23 protein-coding genes are annotated in these 25,016 nt (G+C 72.3%); 14 read left to right on the top strand and 9 right to left on the bottom strand.

The genetic code is table 11. The features are described from left to right. Positions 1-61: 61 nt before the first annotated feature. The 3 genes from ACGWYJ_RS00585 to ACGWYJ_RS00575 all read left to right on the top strand — a co-directional run bounded on the left by ACGWYJ_RS00585 (position 62) and on the right by ACGWYJ_RS00575 (position 3,024). The gene (locus ACGWYJ_RS00585) at positions 62-850 is read left to right on the top strand and encodes a L,D-transpeptidase (protein ID WP_395103456.1); all 789 of its coding nucleotides are present in this window, start codon (positions 62-64) and stop codon (positions 848-850) included. Positions 851-939: 89 nt separating this feature from the next. Beyond that, positions 940-1,671, top strand: coding sequence for a choice-of-anchor P family protein (locus ACGWYJ_RS00580; protein WP_395103455.1), 732 nt, complete (start codon positions 940-942; stop codon positions 1,669-1,671). Between the two features lie 60 nt (positions 1,672-1,731). Continuing rightward, the gene (locus ACGWYJ_RS00575) at positions 1,732-3,024 is read left to right on the top strand and encodes a glucarate dehydratase family protein (RefSeq protein ID WP_395103454.1); all 1,293 of its coding nucleotides are present in this window, start codon (positions 1,732-1,734) and stop codon (positions 3,022-3,024) included. A gap of 10 nt (positions 3,025-3,034) precedes the next feature. On the opposite strand, the gene ACGWYJ_RS00570 is transcribed toward ACGWYJ_RS00575, so the two are convergent. Genes ACGWYJ_RS00570 through fdh form a run of 4 tightly spaced genes read right to left on the bottom strand, consistent with a single transcriptional unit; the run spans position 3,035 to position 9,032 of the window. After that, positions 3,035-3,802, bottom strand: a complete 768-nt coding sequence (locus tag ACGWYJ_RS00570) for an SDR family oxidoreductase (RefSeq protein WP_395103453.1) — start codon at positions 3,800-3,802, stop codon at positions 3,035-3,037. Next, positions 3,799-4,824 carry an NrfD/PsrC family molybdoenzyme membrane anchor subunit gene (gene nrfD, locus ACGWYJ_RS00565; protein ID WP_395103452.1) on the bottom strand — a complete coding sequence of 342 codons (1,026 nt, stop codon included), beginning with the start codon at positions 4,822-4,824 and terminating at the stop codon, positions 3,799-3,801. The genes ACGWYJ_RS00570 and nrfD overlap by 4 nt, the downstream gene beginning before the upstream one ends. Beyond that, positions 4,821-5,771, bottom strand: a complete 951-nt coding sequence (locus ACGWYJ_RS00560; RefSeq protein WP_395103451.1) for a 4Fe-4S dicluster domain-containing protein — start codon at positions 5,769-5,771, stop codon at positions 4,821-4,823. The genes nrfD and ACGWYJ_RS00560 overlap by 4 nt, the downstream gene beginning before the upstream one ends. Before the next feature lie 3 nt (positions 5,772-5,774). Further along, on the bottom strand, positions 5,775-9,032 hold the full coding sequence (gene fdh, locus ACGWYJ_RS00555) for a formate dehydrogenase (protein ID WP_395103590.1): 3,258 nt from the start codon (positions 9,030-9,032) through the stop codon (positions 5,775-5,777). Positions 9,033-9,104: 72 nt separating this feature from the next. Here fdh and ACGWYJ_RS00550 point away from each other — a divergent pair, with 72 nt between their 5' ends. Beyond that, positions 9,105-9,914: a transporter substrate-binding domain-containing protein gene (locus tag ACGWYJ_RS00550; RefSeq protein WP_395103589.1), complete on the top strand. Its 810-nt coding sequence runs from the start codon at positions 9,105-9,107 to the stop codon at positions 9,912-9,914. A 101-nt stretch (positions 9,915-10,015) separates the two neighbouring features. Then, complete coding sequence (locus tag ACGWYJ_RS00545) at positions 10,016-10,864, top strand: alpha/beta fold hydrolase (protein WP_395103450.1); 849 nt, start codon at positions 10,016-10,018, stop codon at positions 10,862-10,864. A gap of 27 nt (positions 10,865-10,891) precedes the next feature. Here the strand turns inward: ACGWYJ_RS00545 and ACGWYJ_RS00540 are convergent, their stop codons facing one another. The 4 genes from ACGWYJ_RS00540 to ACGWYJ_RS00525 form a co-directional block, all read right to left on the bottom strand. Next, entirely contained in the window at positions 10,892-12,949 is a 2,058-nt protein-coding gene (locus tag ACGWYJ_RS00540) for a xanthine dehydrogenase family protein molybdopterin-binding subunit (RefSeq protein ID WP_395103449.1), read from the bottom strand. After that, positions 12,946-13,959: an FAD binding domain-containing protein gene (locus ACGWYJ_RS00535; RefSeq protein ID WP_395103448.1), complete on the bottom strand. Its 1,014-nt coding sequence runs from the start codon at positions 13,957-13,959 to the stop codon at positions 12,946-12,948. The genes ACGWYJ_RS00540 and ACGWYJ_RS00535 overlap by 4 nt, the downstream gene beginning before the upstream one ends. Continuing rightward, complete coding sequence (locus tag ACGWYJ_RS00530) at positions 13,956-14,513, bottom strand: (2Fe-2S)-binding protein (RefSeq protein ID WP_395103447.1); 558 nt, start codon at positions 14,511-14,513, stop codon at positions 13,956-13,958. Before ACGWYJ_RS00530 ends, ACGWYJ_RS00535 begins: the two co-directional genes overlap by 4 nt. 81 nt (positions 14,514-14,594) lie before the next feature. Then, entirely contained in the window at positions 14,595-14,939 is a 345-nt protein-coding gene (locus ACGWYJ_RS00525) for a phage holin family protein (protein ID WP_395103446.1), read from the bottom strand. 117 nt (positions 14,940-15,056) lie between these two features. Between ACGWYJ_RS00525 and ACGWYJ_RS00520 the strand changes: the two genes are divergently transcribed. Then, complete coding sequence (locus ACGWYJ_RS00520; protein WP_395103445.1) at positions 15,057-16,292, top strand: helix-turn-helix domain-containing protein; 1,236 nt, start codon at positions 15,057-15,059, stop codon at positions 16,290-16,292. Between the two features lie 209 nt (positions 16,293-16,501). Beyond that, positions 16,502-16,645: a hypothetical protein gene (locus ACGWYJ_RS00515; protein ID WP_395103444.1), complete on the top strand. Its 144-nt coding sequence runs from the start codon at positions 16,502-16,504 to the stop codon at positions 16,643-16,645. Positions 16,646-16,693: 48 nt separating this feature from the next. Here the strand turns inward: ACGWYJ_RS00515 and ACGWYJ_RS00510 are convergent, their stop codons facing one another. Continuing rightward, positions 16,694-17,752: a LacI family DNA-binding transcriptional regulator gene (locus tag ACGWYJ_RS00510; protein ID WP_395103443.1), complete on the bottom strand. Its 1,059-nt coding sequence runs from the start codon at positions 17,750-17,752 to the stop codon at positions 16,694-16,696. Positions 17,753-17,896: 144 nt separating this feature from the next. Here ACGWYJ_RS00510 and ACGWYJ_RS00505 point away from each other — a divergent pair, with 144 nt between their 5' ends. The 7 genes from ACGWYJ_RS00505 to ACGWYJ_RS00475 all read left to right on the top strand — a co-directional run bounded on the left by ACGWYJ_RS00505 (position 17,897) and on the right by ACGWYJ_RS00475 (position 25,008). Next, positions 17,897-18,766: an ABC transporter permease gene (locus ACGWYJ_RS00505; RefSeq protein ID WP_395103442.1), complete on the top strand. Its 870-nt coding sequence runs from the start codon at positions 17,897-17,899 to the stop codon at positions 18,764-18,766. Between the two features lie 64 nt (positions 18,767-18,830). Further along, the gene (locus tag ACGWYJ_RS00500; protein ID WP_395103441.1) at positions 18,831-19,886 is read left to right on the top strand and encodes an ABC transporter substrate-binding protein; all 1,056 of its coding nucleotides are present in this window, start codon (positions 18,831-18,833) and stop codon (positions 19,884-19,886) included. Next, positions 19,886-20,635, top strand: coding sequence for an ABC transporter ATP-binding protein (locus tag ACGWYJ_RS00495; RefSeq protein WP_395103440.1), 750 nt, complete (start codon positions 19,886-19,888; stop codon positions 20,633-20,635). The genes ACGWYJ_RS00500 and ACGWYJ_RS00495 overlap by 1 nt, the downstream gene beginning before the upstream one ends. Positions 20,636-20,637: 2 nt before the next feature. Beyond that, the gene (locus ACGWYJ_RS00490) at positions 20,638-21,858 is read left to right on the top strand and encodes a Gfo/Idh/MocA family protein (RefSeq protein WP_395103439.1); all 1,221 of its coding nucleotides are present in this window, start codon (positions 20,638-20,640) and stop codon (positions 21,856-21,858) included. Further along, on the top strand, positions 21,855-22,997 hold the full coding sequence (locus tag ACGWYJ_RS00485; RefSeq protein WP_395103438.1) for a dihydrodipicolinate synthase family protein: 1,143 nt from the start codon (positions 21,855-21,857) through the stop codon (positions 22,995-22,997). Before ACGWYJ_RS00490 ends, ACGWYJ_RS00485 begins: the two co-directional genes overlap by 4 nt. After that, complete coding sequence (locus ACGWYJ_RS00480; protein ID WP_395103437.1) at positions 22,994-23,803, top strand: sugar phosphate isomerase/epimerase family protein; 810 nt, start codon at positions 22,994-22,996, stop codon at positions 23,801-23,803. The genes ACGWYJ_RS00485 and ACGWYJ_RS00480 overlap by 4 nt, the downstream gene beginning before the upstream one ends. Then, positions 23,800-25,008, top strand: coding sequence for a hypothetical protein (locus ACGWYJ_RS00475; RefSeq protein ID WP_395103436.1), 1,209 nt, complete (start codon positions 23,800-23,802; stop codon positions 25,006-25,008). The genes ACGWYJ_RS00480 and ACGWYJ_RS00475 overlap by 4 nt, the downstream gene beginning before the upstream one ends. The last annotated feature ends 8 nt before the right edge of the window (positions 25,009-25,016 follow it).

Below are 25,016 nucleotides of genomic sequence, written 5' to 3'. Positions count from 1 at the left end.
TGCGTATGTGTCGGTCACCGGAAGGCCGGCGAAAGAGGAAGGGCCTGAATCCATGGGAAGAATGTCGGGTCGCGCGTTCATGGCGGCGGCGACGGTCATCGCGGCCGCGGCCATGGTCATGGCCGGGTGCGGCGGGGGCGAGAATGGCGGAACCGGCACGTCCCGCGGCACGGGCGGAGCCGGGACGCCGGGCGACCTGCCCCAGGCCACGACCTACGCCACGCTGAAGGGCCTGCCGCTGGACGACCAGCCGTTCGGCAGGGCCGACGGCACCGTCGTCCGCCCCAAGGCACCGCTCCCCATCTCCGCCCAGGCGGGCGGTCCCCCGCTCGCGACGCTTCCCGACAAGCAGCTCGGCGGCCCCACCTGGGTCCCGGTCGTGGAGAGCAGGGCCGGATGGAGCCGGGTGCTGCTGCCCAGCCGCCCCAACCGGGTGACGGGCTGGATCCCCAGCTCCCCCGACAAGGTGCGGACCGCGCGCACCCGGCACCTCGTCAAGGTCGATGTCAGCGATCGCAGGCTCACGCTGCTCGACTCCGGGCGCGAGGTCGGCTCGTGGCGGGTCGCCGTCGGCGACGTCAAGACCCCCACCCCGATCGGGCGGACGTTCATCATGGCGTCCCTCGCCCCGCCCAAGGCCACCTACAGCCCGCTCATCCTGCCGGTCGGCGCCCACTCGGAGACCCTGGACACCTTCGGCGGCGGACCCGGCACCGTCGCCTTCCACGGCTGGCCCGGCAAGGACGTCTTCGGCAAGGCCGTCACCCACGGCTGCGTCCGCGTCCCGGCGGACGCGCTGGCCCGGCTGTCCAAGGCCCCCCTCGGCACCCCCGTGGAGATCGTCGCCTGAGGCCGCGTCACCCGGCGCGACGCCGCCCCGCGCGCCCGCTCATATCCCCGCTCTTGCCCATCACCATCCGAAAAGGAACAGGGAGACCCATGCGTTCACAGGTTCTGTCCCGGGCCGCCGTGCTGGCCGGCGCCGTCGCGCTGCCGCTGGCCGCGGTCCTGCCGGCGCACGCCCAGCCCGCGCACGCCCTGCCGGAGCACGGCGTGCGCGGCGCGTCCGGCTCGGCGTACGGGATCGCCGCCACGGGGCCGGTCGCCGTTCCGGCGACCCCGTCGGTGTCCTCGTCCGGCCCGAACACCGTCAGCAGGAGCGTCGCCGAGCTGCCGCCCAACCCGATCCTGAAGGCGCGGGCGCTCAACGCCTCGGCCGGCAAGGCGCGGGCACGGGCGTCCGTGGTCGACCTGAGAATCCCGAAGGCGCACCTGACCGCCGACCTCGTCGCCGCGAAGTGCGTCCAGGGCAAGGGTGGCTCGCACCTGGTCAAGGTCGCGCTGAACGGCAAGGTCATCAAGGCGGCGGCCACCCCGAACTCCGCGGTCGGCGTCCATCTCGACGGCCTGGGCACCGTCTCGCTGGTGCTCAACAAGCAGGTCCGCGACCGGCACGGCAGGCTCACCGTCACCGCGATCGAGCTGACCCTGCCGCTCGGCCCCGGCACGACCGAGACGATCAGCATCGCGTCCGCCACCTGCGGCGCGGGCAAGGGCCTCCCGGGCGGTCCCGGCGAGCCGCAGACGCCGCCGGCCACCCCGCCGTCGGCGCCGCCGGACGAGGCCCCGGCGCCGACGCCCGTCCCCGGTGACCTGCCGGTGACCGGCTGAGGACCTTCCCGGACGAGGGGCCCGCGCGACCCTGTGGCGCGGGCCCCTCATCATGTGTTCATGACACCTCCCGCCTCCCCCCGTCCACGCCAGCGCATCGCCGAGGTCACCGTCACCCCCGTCGCCTTCCGCGACCCGCCGCTGCTCAACGCCGTCGGCGTCCACGAGCCGTACGCGATCCGCGCGATCATCGAGATCCGCACCGACGAAGGGCTGACCGGGCTCGGCGAGACCTACGCTGACGGCGCGCACCTGGCCCGGCTGCGGCGCGCCGCGTCCGCGATCGCCGGGACGGACGTCTGGGACGTCAACGGGCTGGCACGACGCGTCCGCGCGAGCCTGACCGGGGACTCCGGAAAGGGCGGCCCGGGAACGGCCGGGATGGTCACCGGCGGCAGCATCGCCGACGGAGTGCTGTCCCCGTTCGAGGTGGCGTGCCTGGACGTGCAGGGGAAGGCGGTCGGGCTGCCCGTCAGCGCGTTGCTGGGCGGCGCCGTCCGCGACCGCGTCGAGTACTCGGCGTACCTGTTCTACAAGTGGGACGCGCATCCCGGGCAGGAACCGGACGTGTGGGGCGCCGCGCTCGACCCGGACGGGATCGTCGCGCAGGCCCGGCGGATGCTGGACGGCTACGGCTTCTCGGCGATCAAGCTGAAGGGCGGGGTGTTCCCGCCCGACGAGGAGATCGCCGCGATCCGGGAGCTGCGCCGCGCGTTCCCCGGCCACAAGCTGCGCCTCGACCCCAACGCCGCCTGGACGGTCGCCACGTCGATACGGGTGGGGCGGGAACTGGACGGCGTCCTGGAATACCTTGAGGACCCCACCCCCGGCATCGAGGGCATGGCCGAGGTCGCCCGCCAGGTGCCGATGCCGCTTGCCACCAACATGTGCGTGGTGGGGTTCGCCGACCTCGAACCGGCGGTGAAACGGGACGCGGTCGGGGTCGTGCTCTCCGACCACCACTTCTGGGGCGGGCTGAACCGGTCCCGGCTGCTGGCGGGGATCTGCGAGACGTTCGGGCTCGGCATGTCGATGCATTCCAACTCGCATCTCGGCGTCAGCCTCGCCGCGATGACCCACCTGGCCGCCGCGTCGCCCAACCTCACCTACGCCTGCGACACCCACTGGCCGTGGAAGGATCCCGCCGAGGACGTGATCGTTCCCGGGACGCTGGAGTTCCGCGACGGCGGGCTCGACGTCCCGACCGGACCCGGGCTCGGCATCACGCTCGACCGGGACGCGCTGGCCCGGCTGCACGAGCGGTACGAGACCTGCGGCATCCGCGACCGCGATGACACCGGCTACATGCGGCGGATCGATCCCGCGTACGAGATGAAGCGGCCCCGCTGGTGACGCGAGCGCGTCACAGGGCCGTCACGCCACCGTCCACGGGGATGACCGCGCCGTTGACGTAGGCGCCGGCGCGGCTGGACAGGTAGACGGCGACGCCCGCCATGTCGTCGGGACGGCCGATGCGGCGCAGCGGCACCGTCGCGGCGATCGTGTCGCCGAACGCCTCCAGGGTGGCGGCCATCATCTTGGACTCGAACGGGCCGGGCGCGACCGCGTTCACCGTGATCGACTTGGGACCGAGCTCCTTGGCCAGCACCCGGGTGAGGTGGTGCAGCCCGGCCTTGCTGGAAACGTAGGAGTAGCGGTCGAGCGGGGTGATGACGCCGTCGACCGAGCCGATGTTGATGACACGGGCCGGGTCGTCGGCGGTGGCGGCCTTGGCGAGCTGGGGCAGCAGGGCCCGGGTGAGGAAGAACGGCGACTTGAGGTTGAGGTCGACGACCTTGTCCCAGGCGTGCGCGGGAAACTCCTCCAGTGGCGCGCCCCAGGTGGCCCCGGCGTTGTTGACCAGGATGTGCAGGGCGTCCTCGCGTGCCGCGACGGCCTCGGCCAGGCCGAGACAGCCCTCCTCGGTGCTGAGGTTGGCCGGGAGGGGAAGGGCTGTTCCGTCTGCGGACAGCTCCTGCGCCGCGCGGTCGCACGCGTCCGCTTTGCGGGAGCTGATGTAGACCTTGGCGGCCCCGGCCTGGAGCAGGCCACGGGCGATCATCAGCCCGATGCCGCGGCTGCCGCCGGTGACCAGAGCGATCTTGCCGGAAAGTCCGAACAGATCCGTCATGCAGTGATCTTAGGCCGCTGCGATGCCACCGTGTAGTGGGGATCGAGGGCACTGGCGCGTCCCGCCTCGAAGACACCGAAGCGCAGGCACGCGGAACCGGCGACGAGCGCGCCTCCCGCGACGGCGGCGACCGCGCGGCGGCGTCCGGCCGCGAGCGAGGTGCCCGCGATCCCCGCCGCGGTGAGGATCCTGGCGGCGCGGAGCAGGGTGCCGGCCCTGCCCGTCCGATACGGGCGGGCCTGCTCGCCGAGGCGGCGTTCCATCCAGAGCTCGGCGGCCAGCTCCAGCGCCGCGCCGAACAGCGCCGACGCGCGGGCGGGCGCGTTCTCGCCGGTGGGCGCCGCGATCAGCCCGAGGCCCGCGGCGGCGGCCGCGGCCGACCCGCAGAACACGAACGGAAGCTCGCGATGGGCCTCGTGCCAGGCGGGAACGGCCGTGTCGGCGATCAGGACGGCCGTGTAGCAGGCGACGCCGGGTCCGGTGAGCGCGGCCCAGCCGGTGGCGGCCCGTCCGAGCAGCCGGATCGGCGTGAAGCGGCCGGCCAGCCCACTGGCGTCCGCGATCGCGGCGACGCCCGCGGCCGGCCCGTACGCGGCCAGGATCCACGAGCCCATGCTCATCGGCGAGGACGGCTTGAACACCCGCAGCATGTTCGCGAACCGTTCCGGGCGTCCGAGATCGTTGATGAGCGCGACGGTGGCCAGCGAGATCGCGCCCAGCGCGCCGAGCTTGGCGGACCTGGCCAGCACCGGCCGGCCCGTCCACTCGGCACCGGCGGCCAGCAGCGAGGAGCCTCCGGCCAGCCCGCCCAGGAACAGGTAGCCGGCGATGTCGCGGGCCGTCCAGGTGGGCGCCTTGATGATCGGGCGGCCGTAGTAGGAGCCGAACTCGGCCTTCGGCGTGACCGTCGGCTCGCCGCCGCGACGGCGCCGGTGCGGGCGTTCCAGGCCGCCTCTCGCCCCGGGGACCGCCTCGCGGCCGGGCCGCTGCCCTCGCGTCCCCTGCCGGGTGACGTCGCTCATCGCGTCCTCCGGTTCCTGCGCGAGCCTGTGGCCGCGTAAGCGGTGGCGATGCCGCCCAGGAGGGTGAGGGCCGCCACGCCGGCATGCCTCCACATCGATCCCAGGTCGCGGGTGGTGACGACCGGATCGGGCGGGAGGCCGTAGACCTCGGGTTCGTCGAGCAGCAGGAAGAAGGCGCCGTCGCCGCCGACGCCGTCGTTCGGGTCATGCCCGTAGAGGCGGGCGTCGTCCACCCCTGCCTCGTGCAACTGCTCCACCCGCGCGGCGGCGCGTTCGCGTAGCTCGTCCAAGGGGCCGTACTGGATGGAATCCGTGGGGCACGCCTTCGCGCACGCCGGTTCCATGTCGTGGGAGATGCGGTCGTAGCACAGGGTGCATTTCCATACGCGGCCGTCGTCCTTGCGCTGGTCGATGACCCCGTACGGGCAGGCGGGCACGCAGTAGCCGCACCCGTTGCAGATGTCCTCCTGCACGACCACGGTGCCGTATTCGGTGCGGAACAGGGAGCCGGTGGGGCACACGTCCAGGCAGGCCGCGTGCGTGCAGTGTTTGCACACATCGGAGGCCATCAGCCAGCGGAACTCGCCCCGGTCCTCACCGTCCGCGGTGGAGCCTTGGGCGGCGGCCTCTGCGGTCAGGCCGAGGATGTCCACGTTGCTGTAGTCGCCGTGCTCCACGCCCGGGTCCTGGAAGCCGAGCGGCTTGCGCTGCTCGATGAACGCGACATGCCGCCAGGTGTCGGCGCTCAATCCCTGGGTGTTGTCGTACGACATCCCGGTGAACGTAAGGCCGTCCTCGGGGATGGCGTTCCACTCCTTGCACGCGACCTCGCACGCCTTGCAGCCGATGCACACCGAGGTGTCCGTGAAGAAGCCCATCCGGGGAGGGGGATCCGTGTGCCCGGCGTCCGCCGCCACGTCGGCCAGCGGCCCAGAGAAGCGTCCCATGCCTCACACCTCCATGCCGGTGAGCTCGGTGATGCCCGCCCGTTGCTGGTAGTCGAGGACGAGCGCGGGCAGGGCGGGTCCGCGCGGGCGGCGTCCCGGCCTGATGTCGGCGGACAGCGCCTTGACCTCCTGGATGTGCACATTGGGGTCCAGGGACAGGTGCGCGATCTCGTTGGCCGCGTCGCCCTTGCTGTAACCGTTCGGTCCCCAGTGGAAGGGCAGCCCGATCTGGTGGACGGTCCTGCCGGCCACCTTCAGCGGCGCTATCCGGTCGGTCACCAGGACACGGGCCTCGATGGCGTTGCGGGCCGTCACGATGGTCGCCCACCCGCCGTGTTCGAGCGCCCTCTCGGCGGCCAGCTCCGGCGACACCTCGCAGAAGAACTCGGGTTGCAGTTCGGCGAGGTAGGGCGTCCACCTGCTCATGCCGCCCGCGGTGAAGTGCTCGGTGAGCCGGTAGGTGGTGACGACGTAGGGGAACACCTCCGAGCCGGGCTCGGAACCACTGGGGTGCAGCCGGTTGTGCCGCTCGGGCAGGATGTGCCGTACCGGGTTGCGCTTCTGGCGGTACAGCGGGTTGTCGAACGGCGAGTCCTGCGGCTCGTAGTGCGTGGGCAGCGGACCATCGACCAGCCCCGCCGGGGTGTACAGCCAGCCCTTGCCGTCCGCCTGGAGGATGAACGGGTCGTCCCCCGCGATCGCGTCGGGTCCGACGGCGTCCTCGGCCGGGCGGAAGGACGGGTCCTTGGTGAGCTGGAAGTCGGGCTGGTCGTGGCCGGTCCACTCGCCCTTCTCCGCGTCCCACCAGATCAGCGCCTTGCGTTCGCTCCAGGGCCTGCCCTCGGGATCGGCGGACGCGCGGTTGTAGAGGATGCGCCGGTTCAGCGGCCACGCCCAAGCCCACTCGTGCGCCATCCAGTCCTGCTCCAGGGAGGGCTTCTTGCGGGCGGCCTGGTTGACGCCGTCCTTGTAGACGCCGCAGTAGATCCAGCAGCCGCACGAGGTGGACCCGTCGTCCTTCAACTGCTCGTAGGACGACAGGTGCTCCCCGTTCGGGCCGAACCCGTTGATCTCGGCCAGCACCGCCTCCGCGGACGGGTCGCCGTACGCGCCCTCCAGCGGGTAGTCCCAGGTGAGGTCGAGGACGGGACGGTCACGCGGGTCGGTGGACCCGGCGAGCTTCTCCCTGATGATGCGGCCCAGGTGGTACATGAACCACAGGTCGCTGCGCGCGTCGCCCTCGGGCTCGACGGCCTGGTGGTGCCACTGGAGGTAGCGGTTGGTGTTGGTGAACGAACCGGACTTCTCGGTGTGCGCCGCCGCGGGGAGGAAGAAGACCTCGGTGGCGATGTCCTCGGTGCGCAGCTCCCCGGTCTCGATCTCCGGGCCGTCCTTCCACCACGTGGCGCTCTCGATGAGGGAGAAGTCCCTCACGACGAGCCAGTCGAGGTTGGCCATGCCGAGCCGCTGCATCCTGGCGTTGGCCGAGCCGACGGCCGGGTTCTCCCCCATGAGGAAGTAGCCCTTGCACTTGCCCTCCATCTGGGCGAGCACGGTCTCGTAGGTGCTGTGGCTTCCGGTCAGGCGCGGCAGGTAGTCGAAGCAGAAGTCGTTGCCGGCGTTGGCCGCGTCGCCCCACCACGCCTTGAGCAGGCTCACCACATACGCGCGCATGTGGCCCCACCAGCCCTTGCGCGCGGCGTCGGCGGCCACGAAGCCGTCCAGGCTCTCCATGCGGTGCGCGTGCGGCATGGGGATGTAGCCAGGCAGCAGGTCGAACAGGGTGGGGATGTCGCTCGAACCCTGGATGCTCGCGTGCCCCCGCAGCGCCTGGATCCCGCCTCCGGGGCGGCCGATGTTGCCCAGCAGCAGTTGCAGGATGCTGGCCGCGCGGATGTACTGCGCGCCCACCGTGTGCTGCGTCCAGCCCACCGCGTACGCGAACGCGCTCGTACGGTCGCGCCCCGAATTGCGCACCAGCGCGTCACAGACCTTGGCGAACAGTTCCGGCGGCACCCCGCACACCTCGTACACCATCTCGGGCGTGTAGCGCGAGAAATGCCGCTTGAGGACCTGGAACACGCAACGCGGATGGGACAGGGTCTCGTCCCTCTGGGGCGTGCCCCTTCCCAGGGCCGCACCGCCCGCGCCATGGCTTTCACCCCGGGCCGCTTCCTGGATGGACGCCCCTCCATGAGAGCGACGGTCATATCCCCGGTCGCGCTCCCCGGAGGCGGCGACGACGTCCATGCCCTCGTACAGCCAGGAGTCGGTGTCGTAGTGCCGGGTCTCCTCGTTGAGCCCGGAGAACACGCCGTCGAGGTCCTCGGTGTCCTTGAAGTCCTCGCGCAGGATCGTCGCCGCGTTGGTGTAGTTGACCACGTAGTCGCGGAAGTACGACTCCGTGGTCAGCACATGGTTGATGATCCCGCCGAGGAAGGCGATGTCGCTGCCCGCGCGCAGCGGCACGTAGATGTCCGCGACCGCGCTCGTCCGCGTGTACCGGGGATCGACATGGATGATCGTCGCTCCCCTGGCCTTGGCCTCCATCACCCACTGGAACCCGACGGGGTGCGCCTCCGCGTAGTTCGAGCCCTGGATGACGATGCAGTCGGAGTTCTGGAGGTCCTGCATGAACGTGGTCGCGCCGCCCCGCCCGAACGAGGTGCCCAGCGCCGCCACGGTCGAGCTGTGGCACACCCGGGCCTGGTTCTCCACCTGCACCACGCCCAGCGCGGTGAGCAGCTTCTTGATGAGGTAGTTCTCCTCGTTGTCCAGCGTCGCGCCGCCCAGGCTCGCGATGCCGAGCGTCCGCCGCACGCGGAGGTCGCCGGCCTCCCACTCCCAGGTGTCCGCCCGTGTCCTGATCACCCGGTCGGCGATCATGTCCATGGCGGTGGACAGGTCGAGCGACTCCCACTCGGTGCCGTACGGGCGCCGGTAGAGCACCCGGTGCTCGCGGGACGGACCGGTCGTGAGCTGGAGGGTCGCCGATCCCTTCGGGCACAGCCTGCCCCTGCTCACCGGCGAGTCCGGGTCGCCCTCGACCTGGACGACCTTCTCGTCCTTCACGTACACCTGCTGGCCGCAGCCGACGGCGCAGTAGGGGCAGACCGACTGCACCATCCGGTCGGCCGTGGACGTCCGGGGTGTGAGCGAGGACGTATGCGCCGATTCGGCGGCGGCCCCGCGTCCCAACCGGTCGGTTCCCGTCAGCTGGCGGTAGACAGGCCAGCCCTCAACCCACGTACGCACACCTATGGCACTGAGAGCTACCCGACGCACACGCTTCAAACTCGGGCGGTCCGGGAGTGTGACAATGGCCGGGTGCGAATGCGCTTCGTCGGGTCCGTGACCGCGGTCTGCGCGGCCCTCGGGCTTCTCAGTGGATGCGCCGGCGAGGAGCGGTCCCCGCTTCTCGACAAGCGGACCCTGGTGGCCGGCGTGCGCCCGGACCTGCCCGGACTCGGCTACCGCCATCCGGACGGCAGGTTCGAGGGACTGGACGTGGACGTCGCCCGCTACCTGGCCCGGCGGCTGGGCAAGGAGGTGCGGTTCGTCCCGGCGCTGGCGGCGAACAGGATCCAGTTGCTGCGCGACGGGGAGGTGGACCTGGTGCTGACGTTCTGGGTGGAGCCGCAGTGGAAGGCCCAGCTCACCTTCGCGGGCCCGTACTACCTCTCGTATCAGGACATCCTCGTACGGGACGGTGAGCGCGGGGTGCGCGGCGTGCGCGACCTGGCGGGCCGCAGGATCTGCGCGGTGACGGGCGCGGGCGCGGCCGAGCAGGTGACCGAGGAACGGCAGGTGCCCGCCACGCCGGTGACCGCCCGCAACTACGACCAGTGCGCCACCATGCTCGCCGACGGCCGGATCGACGCGATCACCACCAACGACACCATCCTGGCCGGGATCAAGATGCGCCAGGGCGCGGGCTTCCGGCTGCTGAACGCGCGGTTCGGCGAGCGGCGCACCGGCATCGGGATGCGCCAGGGCGACCCCGGCGGCTGCGAGGCGGTCAACAAGGCGATCACGCAGATGTACCAGGACGGCACCATGGCCCGGCTGATGGCCAAGTGGTTCGGCCGGTCCGGCCTGGACCTGTCCGACGTGGCGGTCCCCCAGTTCGAGGGCTGCCTCTGACGGTGCCCGGAATCCCGCCGGCCGCGGCCGATGAGTTTTCGGCGCGGGCCGGGTCTCCCCTGTGACCAGGTGACCCATGTCTCAGGGAAGGACGTCCGACCGTGACCACCTCTCACACCCTCGACGTACCGGGCGCGCGCCTGTACTACGAGGTCCGCGGCTCGGGGCCGGTACTGGTGATCGCCGGGGCGCCGATGCCGGCCGTGGAGTTCGCGCCGCTGGCCGAGGAGCTGGCGAGCGACCACACCGTCGTCACGCACGACCCCCGCGGTGTCCAGGGCAGCGTGCTGGACGATCCCGGTCAGGACTCCACCCCGGAGCTGAGGGCGGACGACGTCGTCGCGCTGCTGGACGCGCTGGGCGCCGAGTCGGCGGACCTGTTCGGCAGCAGCGGGGGCGCGGTGACCGGGCTGGCCCTCGCGACGCGGCACCCGGGCCGGGCGCGGACGGTCGTGGCGCACGAGCCGCCCCTGCTGGAACTGCTGCCGGACGCCGTCGAGCAGCGCGCCAAGATCGAGGACGTGATCGCGACCTTCCGGCGGGAGGGACCGAGCGCGGCCTGGGTCACGTTCATGGTCAACGCCGGGTTCGCCGGCGACGGCGGTGACGACGGGCAAGGCGACGGCGGCGAAGACGATGGGCCGGTCGAGGGGCCGGTCGAGGGGCCGGTCGAGCCTCGGTTCCTTGCCGACAGCGCCCACTTCTTCCTGCACGAGCTGCGCGGCACCACCGCCTACCAGCCCGACATCGCCGCACTGACCTTCGGAGAGACCCGCGTGGTCGTGGGGCTCGGCGAGGACTCCGGCCACCTGCTCACCTACGGGACGACCACGGCCCTCGCCGGTCTTCTGGGCAGGCCGGCCGTCGAGTTCCCCGGCGACCACGGCGGCTTCCTGACCCGCCCCAAGGAGTTCGCCGACGCGCTGCGGGACGTGCTCGCGCGCGGGTAGCCGGTCACCGTGGCCGAGGCCCCGTCCTCACAGCACCGGCAGGAGCTTCGACGGGGTGATCGGCAGGTCGCGGATCCGTACCCCGGTGGCGTTGTAGACGGCGTTGGCTATGGCCGCCGCCGCGCCGACAATGCCGATCTCGCCGATGCCCTTGCTGCCCATCGGGTTGAGCCGGCCGTCGGCCTCCTCGATCCAGACCGCGTCGATGTCGCGCACGTCCGCGCAGGCCGGCACGTGGTACTGGGCGAGGTCGTGGTTGAGGTAGTCGCCGAACTCCTGGTCCATCACGCTCTCCTCCAGCAGCGCCATGCCGAGGCCCATCGTCATGCCCCCGATGAACTGGGAGTGCGCCAGCGTGGGGTTGATGATCCGGCCGGCGGCGAACACGCCCAGCATCCGCGGCACCCTGATCTCCCCGGTGTCGGCGTCCACCTCGACCTCGGCGAACTGCGCCCCGAACGCGTGCCTGGCGAGCTCCGGCAGCTCGCCGACCTCCTGGGCCGTGTCGACGAACGCCTCCTGGCGGTCGGGGTCGGCCAGCAGCGTCTCGCAGGCGCGGGTGATGGCCCTGCCCCAGCCGGCCAGGCCCGATGAGCCGCCCGCCACCGCCGCTTCGGGAAGGGAGCTGTCGCCGATCTCCACGGTGACCCGGGACGGGTCGGTCTTCAGCGCCTCCGCCGCGATGGTCGTCAGCGCCGTGCGGGCACCGGTGCCGATGTCGGAGGCGGCGATCCGCACGCGGAACCGTCCGTCCGGCTCGCGCCGTGCCGCGGCCTGACCGGACCGCTGGTACGCGGGATAGGTGGTGGCCGCCACGCCCATGCCCCGCAGTTTGCGCGTCCCGGGCGCGGGCACGCCGGACGGCACCGGTTCCCGGTCCTCCCAGTGGAAGCGTTCCGCGCCCTCGCGCAGGCAGGCCACCAGGTTGCGGGAGCTGAACGGGAGCCCGCTGACCGGCTCGGTGTCGGTGTCGTTGCGGATCCGCAGCTCGACCGGGTCGATACCGGCCGCGACCGCCAGCTCGTCCATCGCGCACTCCAGCGCGTACACCCCCGGCGTCTCGCCGGGTGCCCGCATCCAGGACGGCGTGGGCACGTCCAGGCGGTTGAGCCGGTGCGAGGTCAGCAGGTTCGGCGCCGGGTACATGACCCGCGTCGCCACCGCGGTCTGCTCGGCGAACTCGTGGACGGTCGAGGTCTGCTCGACCACCTCGTGCAGGATGGCGTTGAGACGCCCGTCGCCGTCCGCGCCGAGCCGGAGCCGCTGGATCGTCGGCGTGCGGTACCCGGTGAGGGCGAACATCTGCTGGCGCGTCACCGCGTACTTCACCGGACGGCCGGTCAGCCGCGCCGCCATCGCGGCCAGGACGACGCTGGGACGCGGCGTCCCCTTCGACCCGAACCCTCCGCCCACATGCGGTGACACGACCCGCACCTGGGACCGGTCCAGGCCGAAGACCTGGGCGAGCGTGTTCCGCGCGGTCGTCGGGCCCTGGTTGGAGTCGTACACGACCAGGTTGCCCTCCTCGTCCCAGAGGGCGAGGCTGGCGTGCGGTTCCATGGGGTTGTTGTGCTCCGCCGGTGTCGAGTACGTCGCGTCCACCTGTACGGGTGACGCGGCGAAGGCGTTTTCGGGATCGCCCTGCTCGGTGTCGGTGGGGTAGGCAGGGTTGACCACGTCCGGCCGGTAGAGGGTGGGGTGGTCGGGGCTGAGCCGCACGTCGTGAGGCTCGGGATCGTACTCGACGCGCAGCAGGCGCGCCGCCTCCTGCGCGGTCTCCGGGGTCTCCGCCACGACGGCGGCGACGAGCTGCCCCCGGTACGACACCGTCCGGGACTGGAAGACCGCCAGCTCGGCGTTGTCGGCCGGTTCGAGCCTGGGCGCGTTCTCGTGGGACACCACCTGGATCACGCCCGGCATCGCCAGGGCCTCGTCCGCGCCTATCGACCTGATCCTGCCCTTGCCCACCGGGGACTGGACGGCGTACAGGTAGGCCACGCCGTCGACCGGGTACTCATACGCGTACCGCGCCCGCCCGGTGATCTTCTCCCGGGACTCGATCCGCTTCAGCGAGAGGGTGTTCATGCCGTGCCCCCGTGTGTCGTGAGCTCCGCGAGCGTCCGGACCATGAGGTTGCGCGCGAGCTTGATCTTGTAGGCGTTGTCGCGCAGCGGTTCGGCCTCCTCCAGCTCGGCCTCGGCCGCCTGGAGGAAGGTCCGCTCGGTCGCGGCGGAGCCGCGCATCCGGTCCTCGGCGCGCCGGGCGCGCCAGGGCTGGTGCGCCACGCCGCCCAGCGCCACCCGGCAGTCGAGGATGGTGCCGTCCGCCACGTCCAGCGCCGCGGCGACCGAGACCAGCGCGAACGCGAACGAGGCCCGCTCACGGACCTTGCGGTAGCGGGCGGGCATGGCCAGGGGCGGCACCTCGATGCCGGTGATCAGATCACCGGGATCCAGGGTCGTGTCGCGGTGCGGTTCGGTGCCCGGCAGCCGGTACAGGGACGTGGTCTCCTGGCCGACCAGCGGGATGACGCGGTCGCCCAGCCGTCCCATGACCCGTACCCGCGCGTCCAGCGCCGCCAGCGCCACCGCCATGTCGGACGGGTGGGTGGCCACGCAGTCCGGCGAGTGCCCGAGGATCGCGAGGTTCTGGTGGTCGCCCTCGCGCGCCGGGCAGCCGGTGCCCGGCTCGCGCTTGTTGCAGGGCTTGGAGACGTTCTGGAAGTAGGAGCATCGGGTGCGCTGGAGCAGGTTGCCGCCCACCGTGGCGAGGTTGCGGATCTGCCCGGACGCCCCGGCCAGGACGGCCTGCGCCAGCATCGGGAACCGCTCGCGCACCGCGCGGTGCGCGGCCAGGTCGCTGTTCCGGACGGCGGACCCGATGACCAGCCCGCCGCCGGGCTCCTCGGCGATCGAGTCGAACGGCAGGTGCGCGACGTCCACCAGCCGCCGCGGCTCCTCGACGCCCAGCCGCATCAGATCGACCAGGTTGGTGCCGCCGCCGAGGTAGCGGACCTCGCCGTCCCCGTTGCTCTCGCGGTGCCGGGCGACCGCGTCCTCCGCGCTGCCCACGCGCTCGTACGCGAAGGGCCTCATGCCCGCGCCCCCTGAGGAGTCCTGGACGCCGCGTCCTTGATGGCCTTGACGATGTTCACGTACGCGCCGCAGCGGCACAGGTTGCCGCTCATCCGCTCGCGGATCTCCTCGTCGGACGGCTCGGGCGGCGGCCCGGACGCGAGGTCCTCGGTGACCGCGCTGGGACGGCCCCGCGCGTACTCGTCCAGCATCCCCGTCGCCGAGCACAGCTGGCCCGGCGTGCAGTAGCCGCACTGGAAGGCGTCGCGTTCGATGAAGGCGTCCTGGAGGGCGGTGAGCCGGTCGCCGTTGCCGTCCGGCGAGGCCAGTCCCTCCACGGTCGTGATCTCCGCGCCGTCGTGCGCGACCGCCAGGGCCAGGCAGCCGAGAGCGCGCCGCCCGTCCAGCAGGATCGTGCAGGCGCCGCACTGTCCGTGGTCGCAGCCCTTCTTCGAGCCGGTCAGCCCGAGCCGCTCGCGCAGCACGTCCAGAAGGGACGACCGGGTGTCCACCTCGATCCGGTGCCTGGTGCCGTTCACCAGCAAGGTGATCTCGGCGCTCACTGTGCTGTCCATGGTCGGCCCCCTACCCACGATGACCAGCCTGAGTCGGGTGATCGCCAGGATGGGCGGGGGGCGGGGCGACGGGCCTGGGCGCTAGGACGAGTCGGCGATGATCTCGGCGACCTGGCGCGCGGTCTCGGTGGGCAGCGGCGCGGGCTTGCCGCGCCAGTGGCGCGCGGCCAGGAGCGCCGCGCATCCGGCGCCGCCGGTGTACGCGGCGGCGGCGACGAGCGCGGCGATCTCCGGGGGCAGCTTGCGCTCCAGCAGCAGAAGGTTGAGGCGGTACGTGGAGGCGGCCGCGAGGGCGCCGAGGGTCCCGGCCACGGCGCCGAACCTCAGCGCGGGCACCCGCTGCCGCGCCTTGTCCCGCACCTCCCGCTGGGCGGCCTCGGCCACGTACCGCGCGAGGGCGAGATTGTCCTCGGTCGACTCGGCCATGGACGCCCTTTACCCCGGCGATGCGCGCGGACACCCGCCCCGGCCTTCGGACCGACCGTTTCCCCCTTTTCACCGGCTTCCATGAAGACCATGGTGCCGATGGGTTAAAAGTGATTGGTGGAGGTTTCCGACCGGTTGCTGGACATCCCGGACGGCGTCACGCCCGCCATGGTCGCAACGCTGCGCGGGCAGGTACCGGAGATCGTCCAGGAGGCGGTCGCGGAGATCGAGCGGGGCGTGCCGTGGTACGCCCGCCCGCACGACCCCCGCTACTCACGGGTCCTGGAGCAGGCCGTGGAGCGGGCGGTCGCGCATTTCGCCGACCTGCTCGCCGACCCGGACGCCTCCTCGGCCGAGACCATGGAGTTCTTCCGGCGGCTCGGCGCGGACGAGGCGCGCGAGGGACGCGACCTGGACCCGTTGCGGGCGGCGCTGCGCACCGGCGCCGGGGTGGCGGTGCGGCGGCTCACCGAGGCGTCCGAGCGCACCAGGCACCGGGTCACCGCCACCATGATCGCCCAGGTGGCGCGGTCGGTGCTGGCCTATCTCGACCGGCTCGCCGCGGTGGTCGCCGAGGGCCACGCCGAAGGGCAGGCCGAGGTGGCGGCGCGCGGCGCCGGCGAGTACGACGACGGCCGCCGCCGCGCGCTGCTCGACCTGCTGCTCTCCGAGCCCCCGCCGCGTCCCGCCCAGTTAGGCGAGCCCGCGCGCCGCGCGGGCTGGCCACTGCCGCGCGCCGTCGCCGCCGTCGCGCTGAGGGAACGACGGCCCGGGGCGCGCCCGCCGTCGCCACCCGGCGACGTCCTGACCGGGATGCACCTGGACGAGCCATGCCTGATCGTCCCCGACCCGGACGATCCCGGACGCCGCCGGGCGCTGCGGGACGGGCTGAGCGACTGGGTCGCGGCGATCGGGCCGTCCGTCGCGCCCGCCGAGTCGGGCAGGTCGCTGCGCTGGGCGCGGCAGACCCTCGACCTGGCCACCGGCGGCGTGATCGCGCACGACGGCCTGGTGGCGACCACCGACCACACCCCCATCCTGCTGATGACCCAGGACCGTGACCTGCTGGAACGCGCGGTCTCCGGACGGCTGCGCCCGCTGCTCAAGCTGCGCCCGGCGCAGCGCCGCAGGCTGGCCGAGACCTTCCTGGTCGCGCTCGAATGCGGGTTCAACACCGTCCAGGTGTCGAGCCGGCTCCGCGTGCATCCGCAGACCATCCGGTACCGCGTCCGGCAACTGGAGACGTTCTTCGGCGAGGACATCTACGCGCCGGGGCACCGCCTGGAGTTCCACATGCTGCTGCACGCCTGGCTCGCGATGAACCGCGAGCCAGGCGGCGCCAACGGCGAGTGACTTTGGACACGCTCCGCGCGTACGGCTTTTCGTCACGCAGACGAAACAACCCCTCGTACGCAGAACGAACGTCGTCGCGGACGGCCCGAACGGGCGCTGGACGGGCCGAAGCGCAGGTCCAGCACGGTCTAGACCATTTTGCGAAGATCGCCGGATGGTCCCGAAGATCTGTTCACTCGAATCGGATCAAAGGAGGCCGGCGAACCACCGTGAGCAACTCTCTGGCGAATCCCAGGCGCACCCGGCTGATGACCTGGCCCACGCAGGGCACGCGCAAGCCGGACCAGGAGAGGCAGGACACCTCCGCCGACTCCGTGCCGCCCGCACCGGACGACCAGGGCAACGGAGCGTGACGCGGGGGTCGCGGGCGGGCGCGACGGCGTCCTCCGCGGCCCCCAGCCCTAGCTTCGGGGTGCGCGCGTGCTCTCCCTGAGCACGACCTCGCCGGCGATGCGTTCCACACGGCTGCGCCTGCCCGCCGGTTCACGGACGGCCAGTTCCATCACGCGCTCGCCCATCAGATCCAGGGGCAGCGCGACCGTGGTCAGCGGCGGCGTCAGGTCGCGGACGATCGGGATGTCGTCGAAACCCGCCAGGGACACCTCGCCCGGCACGTCCACGCCGTTGTCGCGGAACGCGGCGAGCGCGCCGATCGCCATCACGTCGGTGACCGCGAACACGCACGTGGGCAGGGCGCCGCGGCGGATCAGCTCGACGGCCGCCGCGTAGCCGCCGTCGCGGGTGAAGCCCGCCTCCACCACCCGGTGATCGGGCAACCCGACGCCGGCGTCGCCCAGCGTCCCGGCGAAACCGGCGAACCGGTCGGCGACGGTGGTGAGCGCGCGCGGCCCGGTCAGCACGCCGAAGTCGCGGTGGCCGAGGTCGAGCAGAGCGCCGGCCAGCGCCGCCGCGCCCTCGCGGTTCTGCGGCAGGACGGTGTCCACCCGGAGGCTCCGGTGCCGGCTGACCACCGCGACCCGGCCCCCGGCCCGCTGGTAGGGCTTCAGTTCGGCGTCCATGGACCGCTCCCAGTCGCGGTCCTCGAAGCCCGAGCCGATCAGCAGGATGGCGCGCGCCCGCTGCGCGCGCAGCATGGCGATGTACTCGATCTCGCGGGCCGGGTCACGAAACGTGCTGGCCAGCATGACCAGCAGCCCGCGGTCGGAGGCGGCGCGCATGACGCCCCGCGCGACGCTGGCGAAGTAGGGGTCGCTGACGTCGTGGCAGATGACCCCGATCACCTTGCTGGACGCGCTGGCCAGCGCCTGCGCGTGCGCGTTGGGGGTGTAGGCCAGCTCGCCCGCGGCGGCCAGCACCCGCTTTCGCAGGTCGGGCCTGACCTGCGCGGTGCCGTTCAGGACGCGGGATGCCGTGGCCAGCGACACCCCCGCCTGGCGCGCCACGTCCTGAAGCGTGACATGCGACCGGATGGCCTGCGACCGCTCACCGTCCGCCGTCATCGACCCCCCTCGTCCGTGGCGTTTGGTCCATCCTGCACCGCCCCGGCTCTTGACCTCGGCGTGCGCCCTTCCTACCGTCGTGCGTGACAGTATCTCAGAAAGCGCTTTCAGAATGCGCTTTCATCGGGACGTCCCGGAGGTCTCATGGCGAGTCACGGCACGACCACCGCGCCACCGGCCGCGCCCGCCACCGGGGTCGCCGAGCTCCGCGGGCCCACTCCCGGCGAGCGCGCCCGCGACCTGGTCGAGCGCGCCTGGCGCCCCATCGGGCTGCTGCTGGCCTGCCTGGCCGCGTGGTGGGCGGTCACCGCGACAGGACTGATCGAGCCCTACCTCGTCCCGTCCCCGGGGACCACGCTCCGCGTGATGGCCGACAAGTCCTCCTACATCTGGCACCACAGCTGGGTCACCACCTACGAGACCCTGCTCGGCTTCGCCATCGCCACCGTCATCGGGATCGCCGCGGCCGTGGTGATGGTGTACTCCACCACCATCGAGCGCACCCTCTACCCCATCCTGCTGTTCGCCCAGGTCATCCCCAAGATCGCGATCGCGCCACTGTTCGTGGTCTGGCTCGGCTTCGGGATCGCGCCCAAGATCGTGGTGGCGGTGCTGATCGCGTTCTTCCCGGTGGTGATCTCCATGGTCACCGGGCTGAAGGCGGTGGACCCCGAGATGATCGAGCTGTCGGCCACGATGGGCGCCGGGCCGCTGCAGACCTTCACCAAGATCCGCTTTCCCGCGTCGCTGCCCTACCTGTTCTCCGGGCTCAAGGTGGCGGTGACGCTGGCCGTCACCGGCGCCGTCGTCGGCGAGTTCGTCGGCGCCAACGAGGGCCTGGGCTACGTGATCCTCCAGGCCAACGGCAATCTCGACACCCCCATGCTGTTCGCCGGGCTGCTGGTCATGTCGCTGATCGGCGTCGTGCTCTTCGTCCTGGTCGAGCTGGCCGAGCACCTGCTGCTGCCCTGGCACGCCAGCCGCCGAGGCGACTCGGTGACGACCACCTACTGACCACCACCCCGTGACGACCACCTACAGGCTGCGCAACCCCTCCCACCCACTCATGGAGACCCCCATGAAACGACGAACCCACCCCGCACAAGCCCAGCGCGACCCCATGAGATTCCGTGTCCTCGCCGCGGCGCTCGTCCCCATGCTGGCCCTGACCGCCGCGGCCTGCGGCGGGTCGGACGAGACGACGACCTCGTCCGGCAAGAAGCTCGACAAGGTCACGCTGACCCTCAACTGGTACCCCTACGGCGAGCACGCGCCGTTCTTCTACGGCAAGAAGCAGAAGATCTTCGAGAAGCACGGCATCGACCTGACGATCAAGGCCGGGCAGGGCTCGCAGAAGACCGTCCAAGCCACCGGCGCGGGCCAGACCGACTTCGGCTGGGCCGACACCCCGGCCCTGCTGGCCGCCGTGGACAAAGGCGTGCCGGTCAAGAGCATCGGCGTGTTCCTGCAGACCACGCCCGCGTCCGTGCAGGCGTTCACCTCCGCCGGGCTCAAGCGGCCCGAGGACCTCAAGGGCCGGACCATCGCCGGCACGGCGGGCGACGCGCTACAGCGCACGTTCCCGGTCTTCCTCAAGAAGAACGGGATCGCCGAGAGCGAGGTCACGGTGCAGAACACCGACCCCGCCGGGAAGATCGCCGCGGTGCTGTCGGGCAAGACCGACGGCCTGATGGGCTTCGCCAACGACCAGGGCCCGATCATGGCGGCCAAGTCCGGCAAGCCGGTGTCGGCGCTGCGCTACTCCGACTTCGGGGTGAACTTCTTCTCCAACGGGCTGCTGGTCGGCGAGCGCAAGCTGAAGAGCGACGGCGACCTGGTGAAGCGGATGGTCGCCGCGACCAGCGAGTCCTGGACGGCGGCGCAGCGCGATCAGGCTGGCGCCGTCGCGAGCATGGCCGGGGCGTCCGAGCAGCTCCCCGCGCCGCCCGTCCTCACCGAGCAGTTCAAGACCACGCTCACCCTGCTGCACACGCCGTCCACGCAGGGCAAGGCGCCGGGCGTGAACTCCGAGGCCGACTGGCGGCAGACGATCTCCCTGTTCCACCAGACGGGCGTCATCACCAAGGCGCAGGAGCCGTCGGCGTACTGGCAGCCGCAGGAGCCCGCGCGGTAATGCTCGCTCTCGACGATGTGACGATCCGGTTCCGCTCCCGCAGGCGGGACGTCACCGCGCTGCGCGAGGTGTCCCTGGACGTGGCGGGCGGCGAGTTCGTGGCCATCGTCGGCCCGTCCGGGTGCGGCAAGTCCACGCTGCTGAAACTGGTGGCGGGGTTGCTCAAGCCCACCTCCGGCACGGTACGGCTGCGCGGCGAGCCGGTGACGGGACCGCGCCACGACATCGGGTACGTGTTCCAGCGCGCGGCCCTGCTGGAGTGGCGCAGCGCCCGCCGCAACATCCTGCTCCAGGCGGAGATGCGCCGCATGCCGTCCGCCAAGGCCCGCGAGCGCACCGCCGAGCTGATCGAGATGACCGGCCTGAGCGGGTTCGAGGACGCGCTGCCGCACGAGCTGTCCGGCGGCATGCAGCAGCGGGTGGCGCTGTGCCGCGCGCTGCTGCACGAGCCGCCCGTGCTGCTGATGGACGAGCCGTTCGGCGCGCTGGACGCCCTCACCCGCGAGCAGCTCAACGTCGAGATGCGCCGGATCTGGCGGGAGACCCGCACCACCGTTCTGCTGGTCACGCACTCGATCACGGAGGCGGCGTTCCTGGCGAGCCGGGTCGTGGTGATGAGCCACCGGCCCGGCACGATCAGGGAGATCATCGACGTGGACCTGCCGGAGAGAGACGGTTACGCCGCCACCGTGGCCCTTCCAGAGTTCTCCCGCGTCACCACCCGCATTCGCGAGAAGGGTTTCTCTTGAGCATGGCACGCAGGCCCATCGGGATCGTCATGAACGGCGTCACCGGCCGTATGGGGTACCGCCAGCATCTCGTCCGCTCGATCCTGGCGATCCGGGAGGAGGGCGGGCTGCCGCTGGCCGACGGCACCGTGCTGTGGCCGGAGCCGGTGCTGGTCGGGCGCAGCGAGGCGAAGCTGCGCGCGCTGGCCGAGCGGCACGGGCTGGACGGCGGAGGCGGACCGGACGGCCGGGGCGCCTGGACGACCGACATCGCCGAGGCCTTGGCCCGTCCCGGCGTCGAGATCTACTTCGACGCCCAGATCACCTCGGCGCGGCGCCCGGCGATCGAGGCCGCGATCGCCGCGGGCAAGCACGTCTACACCGAGAAGCCGCTGGCCGACGACCTGGACGGGGCGCTGGCGCTGGCCCGGCTCGCGGACGCGGCGGGCGTCCGGCACGGCGTCGTCCAGGACAAGCTGTTCCTGCCGGGCATCCGCAAGCTCAAACGCCTGGTGGACGGCGGGTTCTTCGGGCGGGTGCTGTCGGTGCGCGGCGAGTTCGGCTACTGGGTGTTCGAGGGCGACTGGCAGGAGGCGCAGCGGCCGAGCTGGAACTACCGGGCGGACCAGGGCGGCGGGATCATCGTCGACATGTTCTGCCACTGGCGGTACGTGCTCGACAACGTGATCGCGCCGGTGCGGTCGGTGCAGGCGCTGGGCGCCGTGCACATCCCCGAGCGGGTGGACGAGGACGGCAAGCCCTACGAGGCGACGGCCGACGACGCCGCGTACGCCGTCTTCGAGCTGGACGGCGGGATCGTCGCGCAGATCAACTCGTCCTGGGCCACCCGGGTGTTCCGCGACGAGCTGGTCGAGTTCCAGGTGGACGGCACGGAGGGCAGCGCGGTCGCGGGCCTGCGGCGCTGCCGGGTCCAGCACCGCGCGATGACGCCCAAGCCCGTGTGGAATCCCGACCTGCCCGCGGAGCACGACTTCCGGTCGCAGTGGCAGGAGGTCCCCGACAACGAGGAGTTCGGCAACGGCTTCAAGGTGCAGTGGGAGCTGTTCCTGCGGCATGTCGCCGACCACGGCGCGCGGACCGGAGGCTCGTCCGCCCAGGACCAGCGCGAGACGGAGTTCCCGTGGGACTTCTACTCGGGTGCGCGCGGCGTCCAGCTCGCCGAGCTGGGGTTGCGGTCGTGGCGTGAGGGCCGCCGCATCGAGGTGCCGGAGCTGGGCCGATGAAGCTGGATCTGCCCGCCGCCGGCGGCTCGGTGGTCCCGTACACGCTGGGAGAGCCGCGTTCCTACCCGCGTCCCGCCGGGCCTGCGCGGACGCGGGTCGCGTACGCGGCGGCGCATGTCGTACCGGATCCGTTCGCGGAGCGGCCCACGCTCGACTGGGACGCGACGCTGGCGTTCCGGCGCCACCTGTGGTCGTACGGCCTCGGGGTGGCCGAGGCCATGGACACCGCGCAGCGCGGCATGGGCCTGGAGTGGGACGTCACGCGCGAGCTGATCCTGCGCAGCGGCGCCGAGGCGCGGGCGTCCGGCGGGCTCCTCGGGTGCGGCGCGGGCACCGACCAGCTCCCGGCGGGCCCCGCGACGCTGGATCGTGTCGTCGCGGCGTACGAGGAACAGCTGGCGGTGGTGGCGGAGGCGGGCGCCGTGCCGATCCTGATGGCCAGCCGCCACCTCGCCGCGTCCGCCAAGGGCCCCGACGACTACGTGGAGGTGTACGGGCGGCTGCTTTCCGGGCTGGACCGTCCGGCCATCCTGCATTGGCTGGGCCCCATGTTCGACCCGGCGCTCGAAGGCTACTGGGGCTCGTCCGATCTCGGCGCGGCGGCCGAGACCGTGCTCGCCATCATCGCCGAGCACGCCGCCAAGGTGGACGGGATCAAGGTCTCGCTGCTGGACGCCGACCGCGAGATCGCCCTGCGCCGCCGCCTGCCCCCAGGAGTTCGCCTCTACACCGGGGACGACTTCAACTATCCGAGCCTCATCAGAGGCGACGACCAGGGGCACAGCGACGCGCTGCTCGGCATCTTCGACGCCATCGCGCCCGCCGCCGCGACGGCGCTGCACGCCCTGGACGACGGCGAACTCGACACCTACGAGGAGGTCTTCGCCCCGACCCTGCCGCTCGCCCGGCACCTCTTCGAGACCCCGACCTACTACTACAAGACCGGCGTGGTGTTCCTGGCCTGGCTGTCGGGGCATCAGCGGCATTTCCGGATGGTGGGCGGGCTGGAGAGCGCGCGTCCCGTCCTGCACCTGACCCGCCTGTTCCAGCTCGCGGACGCCGCGGGGCTGCTCCCCGACCCCGAACTGGCAGCTACGCGCATGCGCGCGTGGCTGACCGTCCAAGGGGTGCCGCAGTGACGCTGGAACGATTCAGCCTGAACCAGTGGACGACGCGCTACTGGCCGCTGCCGGAGCTGGTCGACGGCTGCGCGTCCCGGGGAGTCCGCGGGATCGGGTTGTGGCGGGAGCCTGTCGCCGAGTACGGCCTTGCCCGTACGGTGAAGATCGTGCGAGACGCGGGCATCACGGTGACCTCCCTATGCAGGGGCGGCTTCTTCCAGAAGGAGGACGCCATCGCGGACAACCGCCGTGCCATCGAGGAGGCCGCCGCGTTAGGCGCGCCCGTGCTCCTACTGGTCAGCGGCGGGCTTCCCGACGGCTCCCGCGACCTCGACGGCGCCCGCGAACGGGTGTCCGAGGCGCTCGCCGAACTCGCCCCGTACGCGGGAGAGCACAACGTCCAGCTCGCAATAGAGCCGCTGCACCCGATGTTCTGCTCGGACCGCTGCGTCGTGTCAACCCTCGCGCAGGCGCTTGACATCGCCGCTCCCCTGCCCGCGCACGAGGTGGGCGTGGCCATCGACACCTACCACCTGTGGTGGGACCCGGACGCCTACACCGGCATCGCCCGCGCGGGAGCCGAGGGACGGCTGGCCGTCTTCCAGGTGGCCGACTGGACCACACCGCTGCCCGAGGGCGCCCTGACCGGCCGCGGGATGCTCGGTGACGGCTGTGTCGAGCTGCGCCGCTTCCGCGAGGCGGTCGACGCCGCCGGGTACGCGGGGCCCATCGAGGTGGAGATCTTCAACGACGCGCTGTGGGCGATGCCGGGACCCGGCGCCCTCGACCTCACGCTGTCCCGGTTCGCGGAGCACGTGGCGTGACGGCGTCCGCCCGTACGTGGCGCGGGGCGGCGGGGGCGTGGCTGGGGATCGGCACGGCGCCCGGCGCGCTCGTCCTGGGGGCGCAGATCGGCGAACGGCACGACGGCACGCTGCCGCTGGTGGTGCTCGTCATCGGCGGCGTGGTCATGTGCGCCTTGCTGGCCGCGCAGGGACGGCGCGGGCTGCGGCCGCCCGCCGGGGAGAACGCCACCCTCTCGGAGCTGTCCCCGCGCTACCTGCCGCCGGTGACCGACCGGGTGGTCACCGGCCTGCTCGGGCTCGCCATGATCGGCTGGTTCGGGTTCAACGTCGGGCTGGGCGGCGGCGCGGTGGCCGCGCTGACGGGGCTGCCGGACGTGGCCGGGGCGCTCGCGCTGAGCGTGCCGATCGCGGCCGTGCTGCTGTCCGGCGGCCGCTGGAACGGCCTCGCGGTGGTGACCACGCTCACCGCGATCGTGCTGATCGCGCTCGTGGCGCTACGGCTGCCGCCGCCCGCCTCGCCGATCTCCGTCGTGCCGTCCGGCGCGCCGCGGGACGTGGGCGCCGCCCTGGCCGTCGACCTGGCCGGCTACATCGGGTACGTGTCGGTGTTCGCGGTCCGCGCGCCCGACTTCACCGTGGGCCTGCGCGGGCGCGGCGACCTGTGGTGGTGCGTGGGCCTGCTGGTGGGCCCGGCGCTGGCGGCGAGCGTGGTCGGCGCCGGTCTGGCCGCGGCCAGCGGGTCGTCGGACGTGGTGGCGGTGCTGGCCCGTCCCGAGGGCCTGCCGGTCGCCAACCTCTTCGTCGCCGTCTCGGTGATCGCGCCGACGCTGTCGGCCGTCCACTCCGGGGTCTTCGCGGCGCGCCGGTTCGCCGCGCGGCTGCCGTACGCGGCGACCGTGCTGGTGATCGCCGTCCCGGGCACCGTGCTGGCGTCCCTGCGGATGGACCGGCTGCTGCTGTCCTGGCTGACGCTGCTGGCCGCCACGCTCCCGGCGCTCATCCCGCCGATGACCGCCGAGGCGGTGCGCCGCCGGCGCGGCGGCCATAGGGACGGGCGGCGCCGGGTCTCCACGTGGCTGTGGGCGCCGGGCGCGGGGCTGGCGCTGACGCTGACGCTCGCGGGGTACGCGGCGGCGGCACCGGCGGGGCTGGCGCTGTCGCTGCTCGCCACGGTCGCGCACGGGGCCTTCGGCGCGTTCCGCGCCGAGCAACGGGCACGGTAGACAACGGG

It is taken from the genome of Actinomadura sp. SCN-SB (assembly GCF_043906805.1).
Taxonomy (GTDB): domain Bacteria; phylum Actinomycetota; class Actinomycetes; order Streptosporangiales; family Streptosporangiaceae; genus Spirillospora.
The sequence above is the reverse complement of the archived record's forward strand: the minus strand, read 5'-3'. Positions and strand labels throughout refer to the sequence as shown.

Excerpts from the sequence above, each read along its gene's own strand:
- ACGWYJ_RS00500 (WP_395103441.1), top strand. The coding sequence starts at position 18,831 with ATGAAACGACGAACCCACCCCGCACAAGCCCAGCGCGACCCCATGAGA.
- ACGWYJ_RS00585 (WP_395103456.1), top strand. The coding sequence starts at position 62 with ATGTCGGGTCGCGCGTTCATGGCGGCGGCGACGGTCATCGCGGCCGCG.
- ACGWYJ_RS00530 (WP_395103447.1), bottom strand. The coding sequence starts at position 14,513 with ATGGACAGCACAGTGAGCGCCGAGATCACCTTGCTGGTGAACGGCACC.
- ACGWYJ_RS00505 (WP_395103442.1), top strand. The coding sequence starts at position 17,897 with ATGGCGAGTCACGGCACGACCACCGCGCCACCGGCCGCGCCCGCCACC.
- ACGWYJ_RS00510 (WP_395103443.1), bottom strand. The coding sequence starts at position 17,752 with ATGACGGCGGACGGTGAGCGGTCGCAGGCCATCCGGTCGCATGTCACG.
- ACGWYJ_RS00550 (WP_395103589.1), top strand. The coding sequence starts at position 9,105 with ATGCGCTTCGTCGGGTCCGTGACCGCGGTCTGCGCGGCCCTCGGGCTT.
- ACGWYJ_RS00485 (WP_395103438.1), top strand. The coding sequence starts at position 21,855 with ATGAAGCTGGATCTGCCCGCCGCCGGCGGCTCGGTGGTCCCGTACACG.
- ACGWYJ_RS00570 (WP_395103453.1), bottom strand. The coding sequence starts at position 3,802 with ATGACGGATCTGTTCGGACTTTCCGGCAAGATCGCTCTGGTCACCGGC.
- ACGWYJ_RS00580 (WP_395103455.1), top strand. The coding sequence starts at position 940 with ATGCGTTCACAGGTTCTGTCCCGGGCCGCCGTGCTGGCCGGCGCCGTC.
- ACGWYJ_RS00490 (WP_395103439.1), top strand. The coding sequence starts at position 20,638 with ATGGCACGCAGGCCCATCGGGATCGTCATGAACGGCGTCACCGGCCGT.
- ACGWYJ_RS00540 (WP_395103449.1), bottom strand. The coding sequence starts at position 12,949 with ATGAACACCCTCTCGCTGAAGCGGATCGAGTCCCGGGAGAAGATCACC.
- ACGWYJ_RS00495 (WP_395103440.1), top strand. The coding sequence starts at position 19,886 with ATGCTCGCTCTCGACGATGTGACGATCCGGTTCCGCTCCCGCAGGCGG.
- ACGWYJ_RS00560 (WP_395103451.1), bottom strand. The coding sequence starts at position 5,771 with ATGGGACGCTTCTCTGGGCCGCTGGCCGACGTGGCGGCGGACGCCGGG.
- ACGWYJ_RS00535 (WP_395103448.1), bottom strand. The coding sequence starts at position 13,959 with ATGAGGCCCTTCGCGTACGAGCGCGTGGGCAGCGCGGAGGACGCGGTC.
- ACGWYJ_RS00525 (WP_395103446.1), bottom strand. The coding sequence starts at position 14,939 with ATGGCCGAGTCGACCGAGGACAATCTCGCCCTCGCGCGGTACGTGGCC.
- nrfD (WP_395103452.1), bottom strand. The coding sequence starts at position 4,824 with ATGAGCGACGTCACCCGGCAGGGGACGCGAGGGCAGCGGCCCGGCCGC.
- ACGWYJ_RS00575 (WP_395103454.1), top strand. The coding sequence starts at position 1,732 with ATGACACCTCCCGCCTCCCCCCGTCCACGCCAGCGCATCGCCGAGGTC.